10 protein-coding genes are annotated in these 17,377 nt (G+C 45.0%); all 10 read left to right on the plus strand.

Annotated features, from left to right (window positions below; translation table 11 throughout):
* Positions 1–204: 204 nt before the first annotated feature.
* The 10 genes from BBB58_RS05415 to BBB58_RS05455 all read left to right on the plus strand — a co-directional run bounded on the left by BBB58_RS05415 (position 205) and on the right by BBB58_RS05455 (position 17,200).
* A complete protein-coding gene (locus BBB58_RS05415) occupies positions 205–2,838 on the plus strand; it encodes a S8 family peptidase (RefSeq protein WP_074036005.1) in 2,634 nt (877 codons plus the stop codon).
* 751 nt (positions 2,839–3,589) lie between these two features.
* Entirely contained in the window at positions 3,590–6,310 is a 2,721-nt protein-coding gene (locus BBB58_RS05420; RefSeq protein ID WP_244150682.1) for a hypothetical protein, read from the plus strand.
* Between the two features lie 550 nt (positions 6,311–6,860).
* Positions 6,861–8,234, plus strand: coding sequence for an Ig-like domain-containing protein (locus BBB58_RS05425; protein ID WP_074036007.1), 1,374 nt, complete (start codon positions 6,861–6,863; stop codon positions 8,232–8,234).
* Positions 8,235–8,422: 188 nt separating this feature from the next.
* Positions 8,423–10,078, plus strand: coding sequence for a hypothetical protein (locus tag BBB58_RS05430; protein ID WP_074036009.1), 1,656 nt, complete (start codon positions 8,423–8,425; stop codon positions 10,076–10,078).
* A gap of 234 nt (positions 10,079–10,312) precedes the next feature.
* Complete coding sequence (locus tag BBB58_RS05435) at positions 10,313–11,650, plus strand: trypsin-like peptidase domain-containing protein (RefSeq protein WP_074036011.1); 1,338 nt, start codon at positions 10,313–10,315, stop codon at positions 11,648–11,650.
* Positions 11,651–11,995: 345 nt separating this feature from the next.
* Positions 11,996–12,145, plus strand: a complete 150-nt coding sequence (locus BBB58_RS15160) for a hypothetical protein (RefSeq protein ID WP_167365507.1) — start codon at positions 11,996–11,998, stop codon at positions 12,143–12,145.
* Between the two features lie 145 nt (positions 12,146–12,290).
* A complete protein-coding gene (locus BBB58_RS05440) occupies positions 12,291–14,405 on the plus strand; it encodes a hypothetical protein (RefSeq protein WP_074036013.1) in 2,115 nt (704 codons plus the stop codon).
* The gene (locus tag BBB58_RS05445; RefSeq protein WP_074036015.1) at positions 14,386–15,831 is read left to right on the plus strand and encodes a hypothetical protein; all 1,446 of its coding nucleotides are present in this window, start codon (positions 14,386–14,388) and stop codon (positions 15,829–15,831) included. The genes BBB58_RS05440 and BBB58_RS05445 overlap by 20 nt, the downstream gene beginning before the upstream one ends.
* The gene (locus BBB58_RS05450) at positions 15,832–16,290 is read left to right on the plus strand and encodes a hypothetical protein (protein ID WP_074036017.1); all 459 of its coding nucleotides are present in this window, start codon (positions 15,832–15,834) and stop codon (positions 16,288–16,290) included.
* Positions 16,247–17,200: an SH3 domain-containing protein gene (locus BBB58_RS05455; protein ID WP_074036020.1), complete on the plus strand. Its 954-nt coding sequence runs from the start codon at positions 16,247–16,249 to the stop codon at positions 17,198–17,200. Before BBB58_RS05450 ends, BBB58_RS05455 begins: the two co-directional genes overlap by 44 nt.
* Positions 17,201–17,377 lie beyond the last annotated feature (177 nt).

Below are 17,377 nucleotides of genomic sequence, written 5' to 3' on the forward strand. Positions count from 1 at the left end.
TTCTTTAGGACCGGTGGAGACACCGGTCTTTTGTATGCACGGATTCGATTCTCTTCTATATAAATGAAGTGGCGACTACCATCTGCCACCTAGGAAGAAATATTTCCGAAATCTTTTTGTTTTTTTTTTGAAACATAAACCGATAAATAACGTAGAACAACGTGGAGCCAAGTGCTTCACTATTTAAGAAAAGAGGGAAAAGGTATGAAACAAGCTTTGCAACGCCTCGTTGCATTTGTATCGGTCCTTGCGCTCGTCGTGTCGCTCGTCCCAATGCGGACGATGGCAGCAGGCGCGGCCGATGTGAGCGGGGCCACATTACTTACACCAGGACAGACTGTCGACTTCACGACAGGGACAGATCCGGTGAACACGTATTGGTTCAAGATGGAGCGAGAAGCTTCGGCTATGACACATATGGAGATTGCGATGGAAGCGTCTGCCGTGACGAACATCTCGGTCTATCCGAGCGCTGAGACGGCAGCGGCCGATGAGACGTTCGATCGCTACCGGGCGAGCGCTTCTCCGGACGCAGAGACGTCAGTCGCAAAAATCCAATTCCCATACGCATGGGAAGGTCCATATTACATCAAAGTGGAATACATGCCACTCGAGACAATCGATGAAGAGGGCGCGGTGATTCCACCGACGGCAGCAGATGTCTCACTTGGTTATAAATCAGTGAAACTCCCAGTGAAGTATGAAGAAGGAAACGGAACGATGTGTCCGGTCGAATCGTTGCTCCCTTTGCCAGAAGATGGCGGGTTGCTCGATATGATTCGTCGCCTGCAAGAAGAGATCCTTGGTGGATCGAAAGAAGGACGTCAATTGGAGGCACTTTACTACAAGTCGTCCCCGTACATCGTCCGCAAGTTGGCATTCGACAAACAGAAACGCCAAGAGGCGTTAACGGACCTTCAGACGTTACGTCCGCTCATCACGTCACTCGTCAACAAAGAAAGTCACACTATCACGAAAAATGAAGCGGCTGCGATCAATCGCATGCACGCCTTGGTCAAATCAAGCGTACCGAGCGGAATCAAGTCGGATGTCAATGACTTGGCTTCATCGGTCGATATGACACGCCTCGCCGGCTCGACGGTGGAAGACGTGTTCGCACAGATTGGAATGGAGCTTCAAACGGTGGATACACCGCGTTATATCGTCAAATACAAATCACAACCATCGACATCGATCGGCAAGATGAACGCGATGACGGATGTATCGGCAGAGCGTATCTCGATCGGTCGTCCGGGAGACTATTTCGCGCTCGTTGACGTCGAGTCGGCAAGCACGAAGATGCAAGCAAAAGCGAAAGCGACGTTGAACGCCGATTCGAACGTCGAGTTCATCGAGCCAGTCCAGACGTACAAAGCGTTTGCGACAGATTCGAGCTATGAGTATCAATGGGCAATAAATAAAAAATCAGTCCTTCAACCGATGAAGTATGCGGGTGTCGGATTAGAAGGCTATGAGGCACTCCGCCTTCCAGGTCGTTCAATCAAAGTAGCCGTACTCGATACAGGTGTAGATGATCGTCTGCTCGACTTTAAAGGAAAAGTCGATGTCGCGAACGGAAAAGACTTCACGGACCCGAACGGGGATGGAAGCTCTCGCGATGAGAACGGTCACGGGACGCACGTAGCAGGTGTCATCGGGGCAGTACGAGACAACGGTGTCTCGATGCGCGGGATGGTACCGAACGTATCGATCCTCCCGGTTAAAGTGCTCGGAGCAGACGGGACGGGTGATACGGATCAAATCGCACTCGGAATCAAATATGCGGTCGACGCTGGAGCAAAAGTCATCAACATGAGTCTCGGTGGCGGCGAAAGTCGTACAATCGGTTATATGTTGAAGTATGCCTATGACCGCGGTGTCGTCGTCGTTGCAGCGACGGGGAACGAAAGTGAACCGGAAGTATCTTATCCGGCCTCTTCGAAGTATACAATCTCGGTCGGAGCGACGAACTCCCTCGGAATCGTCGCAGATTACTCGAACTTCGGATACGGCGTCGATGTCGTGGCACCAGGTTCGAAAATCGCAAGCCTTGTCCCAGATGGGAATGTCGTTTATTTGGACGGAACGAGCATGGCGACTCCACACGTCGCTGGCGTCGTGGCCCTCTTGAAATCACAACACCCGACCCTCTCGGTCGAGTCGATCCGTACGCTCTTGCAACGGACGGCTGACCCGGTCGCCTTCTCAGGCGGAGATGTGCCGGAAGTACCGGTGGATGAGGAAGACGAATGGGCATTTGAAGACATGAGTGTCGAGTTCACGTTACCAGTGGCGTATTACGACATGTTAGGCGGTTACGGGAAGGTGAACCTTCACCGCGCCGAGTCGATGCTCCGTTTGAACGCGAACCGTGCGGTCGTGGCTGAAAATGCAGCAAACTTCAAAGTGAACGTGAAGTCTGGCACGGTCGTCTCCGTATATAACGGCGATCAAGTCGTCGGACGCGGGACAGCGAAGCAAGCGGTCGCATCGTTCAAGATGAAACCACAACCTGCAGGGACAGTCTTGCGCGTCGTTTACACGAACGGCAAGTATCAGTCGACGGAACGGTTGATCGTGACGGCGGGCAAACGTCCGGCTAGTCCAGCGGTCACAACGCTCCGTGCTGGCGCGAGAGCAGTGTCTGGTAAAGCGACACCGGGTATGACGGTTGTCGTTCGCAATGCGCAGCGTCAATTGTTCGGGACGGCGATGATCCGTCCGGACGGCACGTACAGCGTCAAGACGCGGGCTCTCCGTAAAGGAGAATCGATCTACGTCCACGTGGAAGATTTGAACGGCCGTGCCGGACAAATGACACGTGCGATCGTCAAATAAGCTAGTGACAACGGGAGACGGGTATGCCGATGGGCATATCCGTCTTTTTGTATGGAGTGAATGCAACGGACGAGGTGACCTGACAAGGTTCGAATGATGGAAAAGTGGTTCTCGCAGAGAAAAGGCCGTCATGAGGATACGATTCGTCTGTAATCGGATGGGTCGAAAGTCCTCACGGCACGCGAGAAGGTTGAAACGAGAGGCGCAGATGCCTAAAATGGAACAAACCCGTTACTTTTGGATAACTTTGGTTTTGTTAAACAGGTCAATGATTTTATGGTTTGGAAATAACTAAGGTAAACATTGGACTTTGAGAATCAACATTGTAAATTAAATACTAAAGGTAATTAATGGTATAAAAATGGTTTTCAACTATTATTTCCGCCAAAAACGCATGAAATCAACAAAAATCGACGTGTTTCGACATTTCCAAAAAAGGTAAATCTAAAAATGAATTAAACTAAAATCTCCAAAATTCAAAAACGTTACCATTTAAACGAAAAATTACGCTTGTGTCGCTTGGAAGTGTTATGTATATTATGGATGTAAGGTTTTCCAAGAACAGTCTTGGTAAATTGTTCAAGATGATTCTTGCAAAGACTTCTACCGGGGGAGAACGCCCGGTCTAAAGAAGAGTCGGTTACATAATCATTAGTACTTTATTCATTGTTATGGATACATGACTCCGAACGAGATCGGTTGGGCGAGGACGGTAGAAAAACCTATCTACCTAAGGGAGGATTTACATCAGATGGCTAAGAAGAAACAATTCGTTACTGCAGCGGCAGCGTTCGCAGTAGCAGCATCAGCAGTAGCGCCTGCAATCACAGCAGACGCAGCATCAACAACAGTCCAACTTTCATCGGACTACGTACGCGGCGGGGACCTCGACGCGGCACTTGACAAAGAGTACAAAGGTAGCGAGATCTACTGGTACAAATCGTCAGTCGACATGAACAAACTTGGCGTGTTCCAAACTGCTAAAGGCTTTGTAAAAGGCAAAGGCATCCGCGTTGAGAAAAAACTTCGCGTCTTGAACCACGCACAAGATATCCAACCTGAAGAAATCGTCCTCGAAGAAGGCGTTCCTGCATCAGGTCTTCGTATTCAGCCAGTTCTCTTCGCAGACGGCGTGAAATACAACAAAGTTGTCACATACGCTGGTTTCTCAACTGAGAAAGCTGGAGAGTTCGAAGGAACATTCACTTACTCTAACAAAGCATTCGGCGTTGTAACAAAAACAGTTAAATACAAAGTTGTGAAATCAGAAGTTGAAATCTCAAACGTTTCTTCTTCAGTAGATCAAGCAGCTGAAGTTCTCTCAGTCACAGCTGACGTGAAGAACCTCAAAGACGGTGAAAAAGTTGAACTCGTTGTTTACCCAGGTAAAGACATGTCAGCTACACCAATCAAAGCAGACGCAACTGTCAAAGATGGCAAGTTGACTGTTTCTCAGAAACTTCCTGCTGGAACTCACTCATTCCAACTCGTTTCTGGTGAAGTGAAATCTGCAGTTGTAGACTTCACAATCGAAGCTGCAATGGTTAAAGACGTTAAAGCAATTAACGCTACTCAAGTTGAAGTTGCATTCAACAAAGCAGTAGATCCTGCTACATTGTTTGCTAATGGTGTTAGCGGTGCATTTAATGCAGGTGCGACTGTTACATTAACATCAATCGACGGTATTACTTCTGGCGCGTTGACTGGTAAGTTAAGTGCAGACGGACAAACTTTAACAATTACATCTGCTAACGCACTTTCAAAACGTTATGATGTTGTTGTTGACGGAATCAAAACTAAAGAAGCTAAAGCGTTCGCTAAATACAACAAAGTTGTTGAATTTGCAGCTGACACTACGGCGCCAATGGTTGTATCTACAGTCAAAAAGACTGCTAGCACATTCACAGTTAAATTCTCTGAACCAATGAACAACCTCGGATCAGTATCTTACAAGCTTGCTGACGGTACTTCTGTAACTGCAACTGCAACTGGAGTTCAAAATGACTTCACAGCTGGAGCGCAAGAAGTTACTTTCACTGTAGGTTCTGAAGTTGCTGCAGGTAAACAAGTGATTGTGACGTTTGTCGGAGCACAAGACCAAGCGTTGAACATCATTTCTCCAAACCCTGCAACTGCATCATTTGTTAAAGGTGACAAAGATGGTGTTGCTCCTGCTGTAACTTCATTGGTAGCAGTCAACAACAAAACAATCGAAGTTAAGTTCACTGAAGAGTTGCAAGCAAACCCTGCAATCACAGGATTCGATGGAGCGCTCACGTTCAAACAAGACGCTTCAGATAAAACAAAATACACAATCACTTCAGACACTGCTAACACAGGATTGAAAGCTGTTTCTGTATCAGCTGGGTACACTGACTTGAGTGGAGAAGTTGGAGCTGCTTACTCTAAAGTCCTCAACTTTGATGTTGATACTGTTGCACCAAAAGTTGCTTCTACAAAAGTTGTGAAGATCGACGGCGTAGAATACCTTGAAGTGTCATTCGATGAAATCGTTGAAACTGCTGCTGCTCTTACAACTCTCGAAGTTACTGGAACTAAAGTTTCTAACTTTGTAACTTCAAACATCACTCCTGTTTCAGTTCCAGTTGCTAAGTTTGTTCAAGTGTCGACAGATAAGAAATCTTATCGCGTAACACTTGCTGACTTACTTGGGGTTAACTCAACTAAAGGTGCATCATACTCGTTGGATATTGCTGGAAACAGCACTGCAACTCCAGTTGCGCTTGTTAGTGACTTGAGTGAAAACGCTGGTCCAAGCACATTCAAAGCTAACGTAGTTCGCTCTGAAGATGCAACAGCACCTTCAAACACTAAAGCTTCACTTGATACTTCGTTCAGCACTAACGGTATTCAAGTGAACCCTGATAAGACAATCACAGTTCGCTTCAACCAAGAACTTGATGGAGCTTCAGCTACAAATGTTGCTAACTACAAGTTTGATGGCGCAGTAGTCGAAAAAGCTGTTCTCAGCCCAGTTGCTGCTGGTAAACAAGATGTTACATTGACTCTTAAAGCTGGATCTAACGTATTCACAGGTCTTCGTAACGTAACAATCAGCGGTGTTCAAGCTAAAAACGGCTTGGTCATGGATGCTGTAACAACACAAGAATCGCTTGTGGAAAATGTTGCTCCTACAGTTTCGTCTGCTAAGCTTACTGCACCAGGCGTTATCACATTGAACTTCAGTGAAGCTGTATACAACGCTGCTGATGGAGCTGGAGATGACTTCGAACTCTACGTTGGCGGAGTTAAAGTGACTGCAACAACTCTTGATACAGAAGATGTGTTACAAGCAGCTGCTAAAAACACATTGACTTTAACTATCGGTGGTACAGCGCTTAAAGCTGAAGATCTTGCTAAAGGTCTTTCAATCAAGTCGGTTGACGGACTTGATATCATGGATGCTAACGATAACGTACTTTCAGTTGGAACAGTAACTGTAGCACAATAATTCTTATCCTCTCTTTAGGGAATTTTGGGATACGCTAATATGCGTATCCCTTTATAATTATATTTTCAACTGTGTAGTATTTTTGATACACCCTTACCATCATGGCTTAGGGTGTATTTTTATGTCTGAAGGATCAAAAAAATGAAACCGAATCAATCTGAAAAGTGTGTCGGCATCGTCACGCCCATCAATGAAGAGAATAGTTGCTATAAAGGTCAAACTATTGATTGGTCGAATGACGGCTAGACGCTCGTGAAAGAAATTTTGGATGGACTCGATCGGAAAGGATTTCCTCGTCGTCAGCCTGGGACGAGGAATAGTTTCAATTCAATATGCTGTAGCTCGAAATCACTTTCCGTTCAGGATACGCAATATTGGAAACGTGACGAATCTTGTCGAACGATAATAAAACAAAAAAAAAAAACGGTTTTCCATATCGTTTAAAACGATGCGCACTGAGATATGAGGACTGGCTACAATAAGGCGTAGTCAATTTTAGAATGGGATGGATGGACTCATGACATCTATGATATAAAAAGGAGAAAAAGAAATGATCTCATATTTGAAACGCTGGTTGACGATTGTGACAGGGGTTTTCTTACTAGTGGCATTAGGACCTCAGATGGTTACGGCAGAAGAACGTACTTTACCGTTAAATGGTGTGGTACATGGAGAACTGACAGCCGAACAGAATAGACAAACTTACACGTTGCAGGTAACAGAAACGGGCAACGTGACAATTGATTTTACAACAATGGTAGACGATACAGTGAACATCGTATTCCAAGATGGGATGAACAACCCCATCTATGATACATGGATTAGTGGAAGTGCTTCTTCACCAGGAAGGAAAGTAATGTCTTGGAATCTTGAGGCAGGTGAGTATCAATTTATCGTATACGATGATTCTTATCGGACAAATCAAGGGAAATTCACCATCAAGACTTCGTTCACATCAGTCAAAACAGATGACATCGAACCGAACAATGGAACCGCTGAAGCACAACTGTTGAAATTCGGACAAACAACGAAAGGATTCCTTTCCGTACAAGACGAGGTGGACGTCTATGAAGTCAAACTGACGAAAGCAGGACGTTTACATCTCAATTTATCGACATATGTAGATGACACGTTACGCGTGTCCCTCACGGATGACATGAATCAGCAAGCATTCTACGAATCGATTTCGGGATCGAAGAAAAATCCAGGCAAGTTTGTTCGTTATATTGATTTAGAGGCGGGTACTTATCATATCTCCATTCAAGATGGTGGACCCTACAGTACGGATACAGGGATGTACCAACTCAAATCAACGTTCGTTCCTGCATTGAATCAAGAGGCCGAACCAAACAACGGATCGGTTGAAGCAAAATTATTCCCATTTTATCAATCGCGTACCGGATTTTTGTCATGGAACGACTCCGTCGATGTGTATAAAATTGTGATTCCCAAGACCAGCAAAGTCGGAATTGATTTCACATCTTATGTTGATGAAAAAGCGATTCTTACGCTTTACGATGTAGATAATATTAAAGTGATTGAGGACTATGTCTATGGTTCTACAAAGGCACCGGGACGAGCTAAAAAATCCGTGACGCTCACACGCGGTACGTACTATCTCTCTATTAGTGATGGTCCGTGGCAGAGTGAAACGGGGAAGTACTTGCTAAAAGTCACATCAAGTCATCTGCTTCCGGTTGTGACAGTAAACTCTGTAACAGCCCGTTCCACAAAAGTAAGTGGCAAGACTGAGAAGGGTGCCACCGTCACGATGACGATTGGTAAGAAGTCCTATAAGCGTACAGCCGATGCGAAAGGGAACTATTCATTCTCCATCAGCAAGCAAAAGGCTGGGACGAGCATCAAGATCTCGAGAAAAAATAAGTATGGGACATCTGTGAAGTCGGTGAAGGTATCGAAATGAGTACATGTGTGTCGAATTACTTGATGCATCAATAGGTAAAGTGAATTGTGAACGAGTGTAGATGAAGAGAGGGTTCGGCAGCATGTCGGATCCTCTTTTTTGAAAGAAGAATGATTTGTTCTCAAATTCATGAGCTGGGTAATTGAAAGATGGTAAAAACGTAAACCAAAAGAATGGATGTGGGGAATATGAAACGATGGTTACGCATAACTGGACTGATAGTCTTGTTTAGTCTCTTCTCGTTTTCAACAGCAAAGGCAGCCCTCGTCATCGAACCGGTAAGTTCGATCGACGTGAGTCGCCCAACGAACTATATCGTAGGAAACGAGCAAATGTATATTGGTGGGAAAGAGGGATATCGGGCATATCGTTTGTCGGACGGGACCCTAAATCTTGATGTAAAAGGACAAGCTACTGATGTGTTAGATGTTAGTGATGATGAACAGTGGGTCATTACTAAACAATCATCTGGACTCGTGACATACGATAGCGAGGGAATTGAACATCATACGTTAGATGAAGCGAAATGGGAACACATGATGATATCCTTTAAAGATGAGACCGTACAAGCCCGCTTTTTGCCGAAATCTTCGGTCGTCGTCATCTTAACGGAGTCATCAGGTCTCGTTTGGTATGATGTTGCTACCGATCAAGTGAAAAAGCAAACCTTTATTGTTCGAGATGGGCGCTCTGCCCCATCGTCTCAGACGCTTCGTGTGTCAAAACAACTCATCGCTGTAGGGGAGAAGAGGATGATGTCGTTATACACTCATGAAGGGAAAATGACCTCCTCGTTCGACATGGAAGAATCGATCGAATCGTTCGATGTGACGGACGACAATATTGTTGTGATGATAAGAGCGGATGGCAGTTTATATGAATATAACCCGAGCACAGAGAGAGGGACTTTACGAGAAATCGGAGTCCATGGAGAAATCATGGTCAGTTCGTCCGGAACGTTTTTCTCGAACGAAACATCTCTTTATGACTTTAAGACGGGCAAGCGAGTCTATTCATCGATTCAACCGGGGCGTGTCGTCTTCACACCAGATTCAACGCGGTTTGTTTCGATTGGGGAACGCATCGAACTCTATGCTACGTCTTCACTCAACCAACGCATTCGTTCCATTGCAGTCAATCCAGAGTTGAAAATAATCGAATCCGACACGAAGGTCCGACCGAGTCTGATTGTAATTCGAGCGGACGGTAAGAAAGAGACTATCACGGAAGGGGTGGCGTGGACGACGACTTCGAAGGAACGTTTAGCGATTGAGAACGGTCTTTTTGTCGGGAAACTATCAGGGCCAGTTGTAGTGAACGCAACCTATGAAGATCACACTGCCTCACTTTATATAAAAGTCGTACCGGCCCCTCAACTAACAGATCATGAATGGTTGAAAGAACAGAAGAAAGCACTTGATCAAAACGGAACGTTTGAAGGCGCGGATTATCGTGTCGGAGATTTATATGCAAAAGTAAGAGGAACTGCTGGCAAACTTTTGTTAGACAAAAAGGTAGCGACACGAGGAAAGTTCCAAGGAAGTTGGATATATGCTGCGACGAACCGTTCAAAGCGTGTGAATGAGATTGTCTTCTCATTTTGGAACTACAAGCGCCCAAACATTACTGAACGGGGCGTACAACGTGCTTTCGGGAAACCGATTCAAACATGGACCAAGAAATCTAAGACATTTGAAACAATTAACGGAAGTAAATCGTGGGAGAAACGCTCTGTGGGAAAAATTACGGCATATCGCAAAAAAAAAAAACATACGGTCTGGATGTATTATGACACGGGTGGAAAGTTACGCATGTTCCGTCTGTTTGAAAAAGTACCGAAATAAGGTGTAAAGGTAACGAAACGAATTTTAAAAATGGTTCGAGTCATCTTTCTTTTTAAGAAGGATGACTTTTTTTGATGATTGTCAGTTCATGTCGAACGATTCCTTTTCAATTTTAAATTTCTAATTGACTTGAATAACATATGTTTACTACAACAAAAGAACTAAGTTGATACTATCAAGATGATAGACAAGATTCATATGAAATGACTAAAGATGAAAGTGAGGTCGAGAGATTTGAAACGGTTCGTGACACAGTTTTCTCTTTTTGCCATTCTATTCATGTTATTGAGCACATGCTTACCTACCACGGCAGCCGCGGCAAGTTTAACGGTTTCTCCGAAGAGTGTGGCGTTACAGGTCGGTCAATCGAAAACGGTACAGGCGAAAGCGAGTGGCGTGAAAAAACCGGTGTATGTATGGAAATCTTCAAACACGAAAGTAGCAACTGTGAAAAATGGGAAAATTACAGCGAAGGCCGTCGGGAAAGTGACAATCACGGTCACTGTTCAAAAGACGAAGTTGAAGTCGACCGTTAGTGTGACGAAGAAACCGAAAAAACTAAACGCACAAGAAGCGTTTAAGTTAGTCAATCCATCGGTTGCGACAATTGAGATGTACGATGCTTCCGATCGACTTACCTCGACAGGGAGTGGATTCGTGACGAAGAAAGGGGAGGTCATCACGAATTTCCACGTCGTCTCAGGTGAAGCGAATCGATACGCTCGCATTCGATTCGCAAACGGCACCGAGGTTGAGACGCTTAAGTTAAAACGCTTTGATGACGCACTAGATTTGGCAGTCTTAGACGTTCCTTCCCTTCAATCTATTCCGATATTGTCGACGGCAAAAGCGGGAAGTACAGGCTCAACTGTCTACGCACTGGGAAGTCCGAAGGGTGTCGATAATACGATTACACAAGGGATTCTAAGTAATCGTGAGGTCTTCTTTGGTGGTCAACCATATCTTCAATTTAATGCCAGTGTGACACATGGAAATTCAGGCGGTCCTCTCATTAACGAGTACGGGCAGGTCATCGGAGTCGTCACGTGGGGGCTTCCTGACTCACAAAACATGAACTATGCGGTACCCATTCAAGAGCTAGGCAATTTGAAATACGGACGCGATACGATTGCAAATGTACAACTGCCGACCGAACCCGGATATGAGTTACCCGTCGTATCAGGCAAAGGTGACACACGAGAACAGGAATTGAATGATGCGTTTGCGGATGCAGATGTGATCTCTTATGCCTCGGGTGATTTAATTGGTTCTGTTTATGATTTAGAAGATGTCGATACATTCGTCTTCCGGACCGACAAACGAATGACGCTATCCGTGTTTGGAGGATGGATGAACAACCGGCAAGGTGAATACTGGGCGTTCGGTCTATTTGACGCGAACGGTGATGCGATTCGTTACAGTGAAGAGTTCTCGAATGAAGGACGCTATTATGGAACGTTAGACCTCGTCATTCCCGCCGGCGAGTACTACTTGGCCTCGTTCCCATTGTCCGGTTTGGCCGATTCGGAATATTACAATCAGTCCTATCGAATAAGTTATGAATTGAAATAACATATCTTTTTAGTGGGATGAGTATCGGGAGTATTTAAAAAAATCAATATAAAAATAGTCGCAAGAGCTATGTGTATTTGTTTTAGGACGAATGCACATGGCTTTTTGGTGTTGTCTGGAGTCATAAAAAGTATACAGAAATGGACTAATAAATGGTCACTTATCATTCTGTTTTATTATCTATCAAAAAACAAAAAAAAATCATACTTGTAGCCATCTCAGTAAAAGGTAATTAAGAAGTTAGATTTGTCTTGAAACATTTCCATAAAAAAAAAAAAATATCATCTTTGATTGTTAGATTATGTATTAAAATGAAACGAGTAATGAAGAATGAGGAGTGAGAGAATGGCGCGTAAAACAAGAAGTGATTGCACGGTAGGTACTTTTGAGAAGAAGCACGGTCTTCCTCCTGGGACAATTCGGAATCCAGATGGAAGAGACACGCGAAGCGATAAGAAAATCGGAACGATTCGTAAAGAGTCTGAACGAAAATAAATTCTACATCGAGCAAGGAAGCACGTACATGGTGAGCGGGTTTCTCAGTGGTTTTGAGGACGCGCTTTTTGAAGTTATGTATGGAATCGAATCAGTGTTTGGATAGAACGACACTATTCGAGAGTCAATATAAGGAGACGATGAGATGGACCACCTGATTGATTTTAAACAAGAATTCACGATGCAGACGATGCTGCATGAACTGCACGAGTTGATTGCGAAAGCGAATCGACTAAACCTCGACACGACGACGATTGAAGGCGTGTATAAGGATTTAAACGTCTTAAACCTATTCTCTAACCGTCATATCGTCAGTGTCGCTGGTTTGCAGAGTGCTGGCAAAACGCTCGTTGTCAAGCGGACGCTCGATTTACCGGATGACCTCTTGTTGTCAGAAGTCGGAGTCGGAGAAAAACGTCCTGTCCTTCTTTCGTCTGACGCGACTGCGACAACGATTGCTTATCGAGTGACCCGCACTGTCAAGACAGCTTCGGGAAGCTTTGAATTGCAGGATGAACCCATCACGAAAGAAGAACTCAATATCGGTATTCAAAATCCAAGCGGCGATATGCTTTGGTTCGAGATCATTTTACCGAACAACCGTGTGCTCGGTCATTTGACGCTCGCTTTATTACCGGGGTTCGAACGGAGCACTCGCTCGGATTCACAAAAGTTCCTCGATCTTTTCCTCAAATGCTCGACGGGAATGATTCTTGTCTTGAACCATGCTCGACTCGCTCAGATGGATCAAGAGATGCTACTACAGAAAGTCGCTTCGACATATAAAGACAAGGCACCTGGCTTCGTCCTCACGCATGCGAGTGAATTGACAGAAGAGAAAAGAACGATGATTTCACAAGCCCTGTTCCAAAAGTTCAGTATGGCAGACGAGTCACAAATCATTTTAGCCGATACAGACATCGATAACGTCCCTCAAGAAATGGAACGATTGCTCAAATCGAACAGCCAATTCACTCAAGACTCACTCCAACTCCATCACGAGAAACTCATGATGATTGGTGAGACGTTAACACGTGAACTCATGAAACTTGAGCATGTGCTCATCGCACAATCGGACCGAAAGAACAATCAGCGCGAGTTGCGGACGATGCAACGTTTATTTGATGCGGCTCGTGATAAATACATTCAAGAGTTAGACGAAACGTTAAAAGTACGTTTAGAGGTACATGTAAAACGCTGTATCGATGAAGTGACGGAAACTATTAGACAAGAAAATCATACGTTATGGGACAAAGCACGAGCTTCTTTCAAAAAAGATATGACGTTCAATGAGCGACACGAGTTGCTTGAATCCATCCAACATGTCTATACGACTGAAAATCCACGTGTATTGGACATTTTGATGATGGAGTCGATTGAGACAATGACAAGGAAACGTCTTAGCCTCCATAAGCCGCATGTGTCTCAGAAGAAGCAAATTGAGCAGGCGGTGCCAAAACCGGCTCTCAGCTTTATGGAGCCGAAACCAAATGAACTCGTGCCGAACCAGCCTGAACTCGAAATCGCAGCCACGGACACGATGCAGGAAGCGTTTAGTGAGACATTGACGGAAGTGGATCGTTATTTAGATCCGACTGTTCTTGATGTCTCACTTGGGGGACAACATACCCAACAACTCCCAGTGATTGCTGGAGCGATTGTACAGCATCTGATCTTGACGAAAGGGAAAGAGGGGGATGCGGACCTTGTTGTTGGTGGGATCGAAGAATATGAGACACTCAAAGCTAAAATCGGAAACATGGAAGGATTTCATCAAGAGTATTCAGGACTCGTGCTTGATGCCAACCGCATGGTGACCGGGACAGCCATTTTCTTTGGTGTCGATGCACTCGATGGGAACTTCAACAGTTTTGGAGCTATTGTAGGGGCTCTTGAGGCGTTAGGTGTGGCAGCCGGAGTGGCAACAGGCGTTGCGGCAGCTGGTGTCAGTGGCGTGGTTGGTCTACTTGCCATTAAGCGAGGTTCGGAAAAGATTAAAAAATTCAAGTTCGAGCGTCATGACTATGCGACACAAGTGCTAAAGGCGACAGCTGATTATCAACGCGAGTCGACGATTGCGCTCGTCAATAACGTTATGGATGAGATGCGTGACAAATTAGTGCATGCCTACTATGCCCGTCGGCAGGACGATGTGAATTCTGGTTTGTATGAAGAAGTTGAAGTACGCGTGAATCGCTTGAAGAATGAGTGTGGCAAACTCCGGGAAGAGGCGTTCCGCAATGCGGGAGCTATTTATTGAATTTGAAAAGAATCGGTATGAGTGGGCATTTGACGCCAAGCATGATTTTATGAGCCGATTTCAACTATATGATGCTGAAGGTGTGACGCCGGACCAAGAGAAAGTCGTCCTATCGGTATATGGACCGACACAGGTCGGTAAAACGACACTCATCTTGAACTTACTTAGGGTGAAAGAAGAGGCGATTGACGAGATCTCGTCATTTTTACGAGGAAAACGGGAGATTGGTCAATCTGCGACGGTAACTGTGACGAGTTACAGTGTATCTGCCACAGAAGACTATGTGCTTACCTTGCCGAATCAAGAACCCGAAGTGATTCAGTCGACAGACATCTTAGAAGATCGATTATCCACACTTCGAGTCGATGTCGAGGCGGGACGAATTGATTCACTCGCTCCTGTGCGCATCGCCTTGCCGAAGTCTTACTTTGAACAAGCAGACGTTGCCATCGAATTACTTGACCTGCCTGGGATTGAGTCAGCGGAGGAACGAGAACTTCGTCACGTCGAACGTTGTGTCAATCATTGGATTCCTCGATCGCATATCTGTCTCATCGTCAATGGTGCAGGTGACCTGACGTTCCTTCGGGACATCGGTATGACGCACTTGCAGCATTGGTATGACTATCCGGATAATTTTTATGTCGTCTTGACTCGTGCGTACTCTCCGGAATCGGTCAAACGACGATTGCGGGACAAATCGATTTCAAACGAGACAGACCTCCGTGCCTACTATCATCGTGAAATTGGCGACATTCTCGGTCGAACGCCCGGGACAGTGTATCCGGTCGAGATTGGGGCGAGCATGCATCGGCTTGAGCCGGACACGCGTGAGATGGCCCAGTCGATTTTGAATGAGTTACGAGAGCGAATTGAACAGACTGATTATCGGCATGTGTCCTTTAGTTTTTTGACAGTTTTTTATGCGGAAGTGGTGCGTCAGAGCGATGAAGAGATTCGCCATATCACAGAAGATTTAGATGTGGCAGAACGGGAACTCGTTCGATTGAAGGAACGAATGCAGAAGTTAGAGGAAGAAAAAAAAAAGCGGATTGAGGATTTTGGAAGCCAAGAAATACAGTTGGCTGAAAAGATTGATGTCTTCAAAAAGGCGTTCGAACGGATTCATCATCGTGAAATCCAAGAAGCCATGATTGAAACGGAGTTAATACATGCAAAGTATGCCAAATCAAAAATGGCGTTGAATACTGCGTTCTCTCGAGCAATCACAGTACTAGATCAGTCATTGACTAAAGGCGTACAAACCATGAATCGATTACTAGATACAATTTATTTCGAACTCGATCAAGTTGACTCATCTCGATTACACGTGTCACATCCGGGGGAGATTCAATTTTTTTCATGGGATTTCTCGAAAGTAGACCGTTATTTGTCCCAAAAGAACTATGAGACGCAGATGAATTAAATGAAAAAACACCTCCTCGAAGAGTCAACGCGACTGAGTGAGTTAGTGTATCACGAAGTGAAACATATCTACGATCAATTGCAGGATATATCCGAAACGTTTTCGAATGATCAAGTGCGATTGGTTATTCGTTTCACGCATGAGATGGATTTGCTTAAGGCTGAACTAAATGAAGCCGAGCACAGCGTGATCCAACTACATGAACGATTGACGAAGACGAAAGAACGTTGGCAAGAAGACATAAATCACGCACAACAATACCGAAGTTTCTTCATTGAGCACTTCGTGAAACGTCAGCAAGCGTTATTGCAACAAGCAACGTCCGACAATACCGAAGAACGTTACAGCGCTGGACTTTATTTATACACGCTCGGACAAGATGCCGAGGAAATTATACAAGCACTGGGGTGTCCGAATGGAAACGAAACAAGCCACGACAGTGGAAGACGCGCTTTATGAGCAAGCATTGTCGTCCCTGCGACAATTGAATCAAGAGGTATTCTTAAACGATCTCGATACGAAGTTAAAACAAACCATCCTGATGATCCAACAAGAAGTAGATGATTTAAAAGCAAAACTTGAAGAGGATCAACTCTATCTTTCTTCGACTATCCAAAATTTGAAGCAGGTCGTTCATTCAGATAGCACAAATTCGGTTGAACGGGTCGAGCAGTTAGATGAGCAGGTGCGGTCGTATTTTCGTGACTTCTATGGTCATTTCACGACAGAGATCGAGCAGTTGAAAAGTGCGTCGGCATCTTCGGTTTCCTTAACCGAACAGCTAGTTGCAAAGTATATGAGCAATGCTGAGAGTCGGATGCATGATTTACAAGTACAGCAAAAGGCGACAATGGAATATGTCGATGTACGTTTCGAAAAGCTAGAACAGGTATATGATAGCTGGCTTCTCGCACTAAATGAAATGAAAGACGATTTTGCCAAACAGGCGAAGACTTTCCATGCGGCGAACGAGGCGCAACAACTTCATTTTCAAACTGGACAGGAAGAACTATCCCAGCGAGCCAGTGAACTGGACGCAACAATGCATCGATTAGAACAGCGACAGAATGAGTTACGTGAAACGACGAAACAAGAGTTCCTCCAAGCCGTTGCCGATAGTAATGCGTCACGCCTTACTTGGGAGGAGGCAATCGCAGAAGAGATGACCGAACGAGGAGTCAGTGAAGCGGCGGTGCGGAAACAGTTGCTCGATGACGTGAACGCAACTGCTGAAGCTGCGATCATCCAGCTGAGAGAAGAGAATGAGGCACTTGCCAAGCAGAATGAAGCCCGATTCAAGCAGAATCGATGGATTTTGATTGGGTTGGGTGTGTTGGGTGCAGCTCAAATTGTATTACAGGTGATATAAAAAAACTCGATATCGAATTGAATGTGGGACATTTCACAGTACGAGATTGGGGTGTCCTCTTTCGGTGTATCGAAAATTCAGAAAGAGGTAGATTAAGATTAAGTTTTTTAAAAGTGATTTAAATAGATTCATTGCTCTGGCGGTAATCGGGGGTTTCTTATTTTGGATTTCAGCGTT

Source organism: Exiguobacterium profundum, from assembly GCF_001909285.1.
Lineage (GTDB): Bacteria > Bacillota > Bacilli > Exiguobacteriales > Exiguobacteriaceae > Exiguobacterium > Exiguobacterium profundum.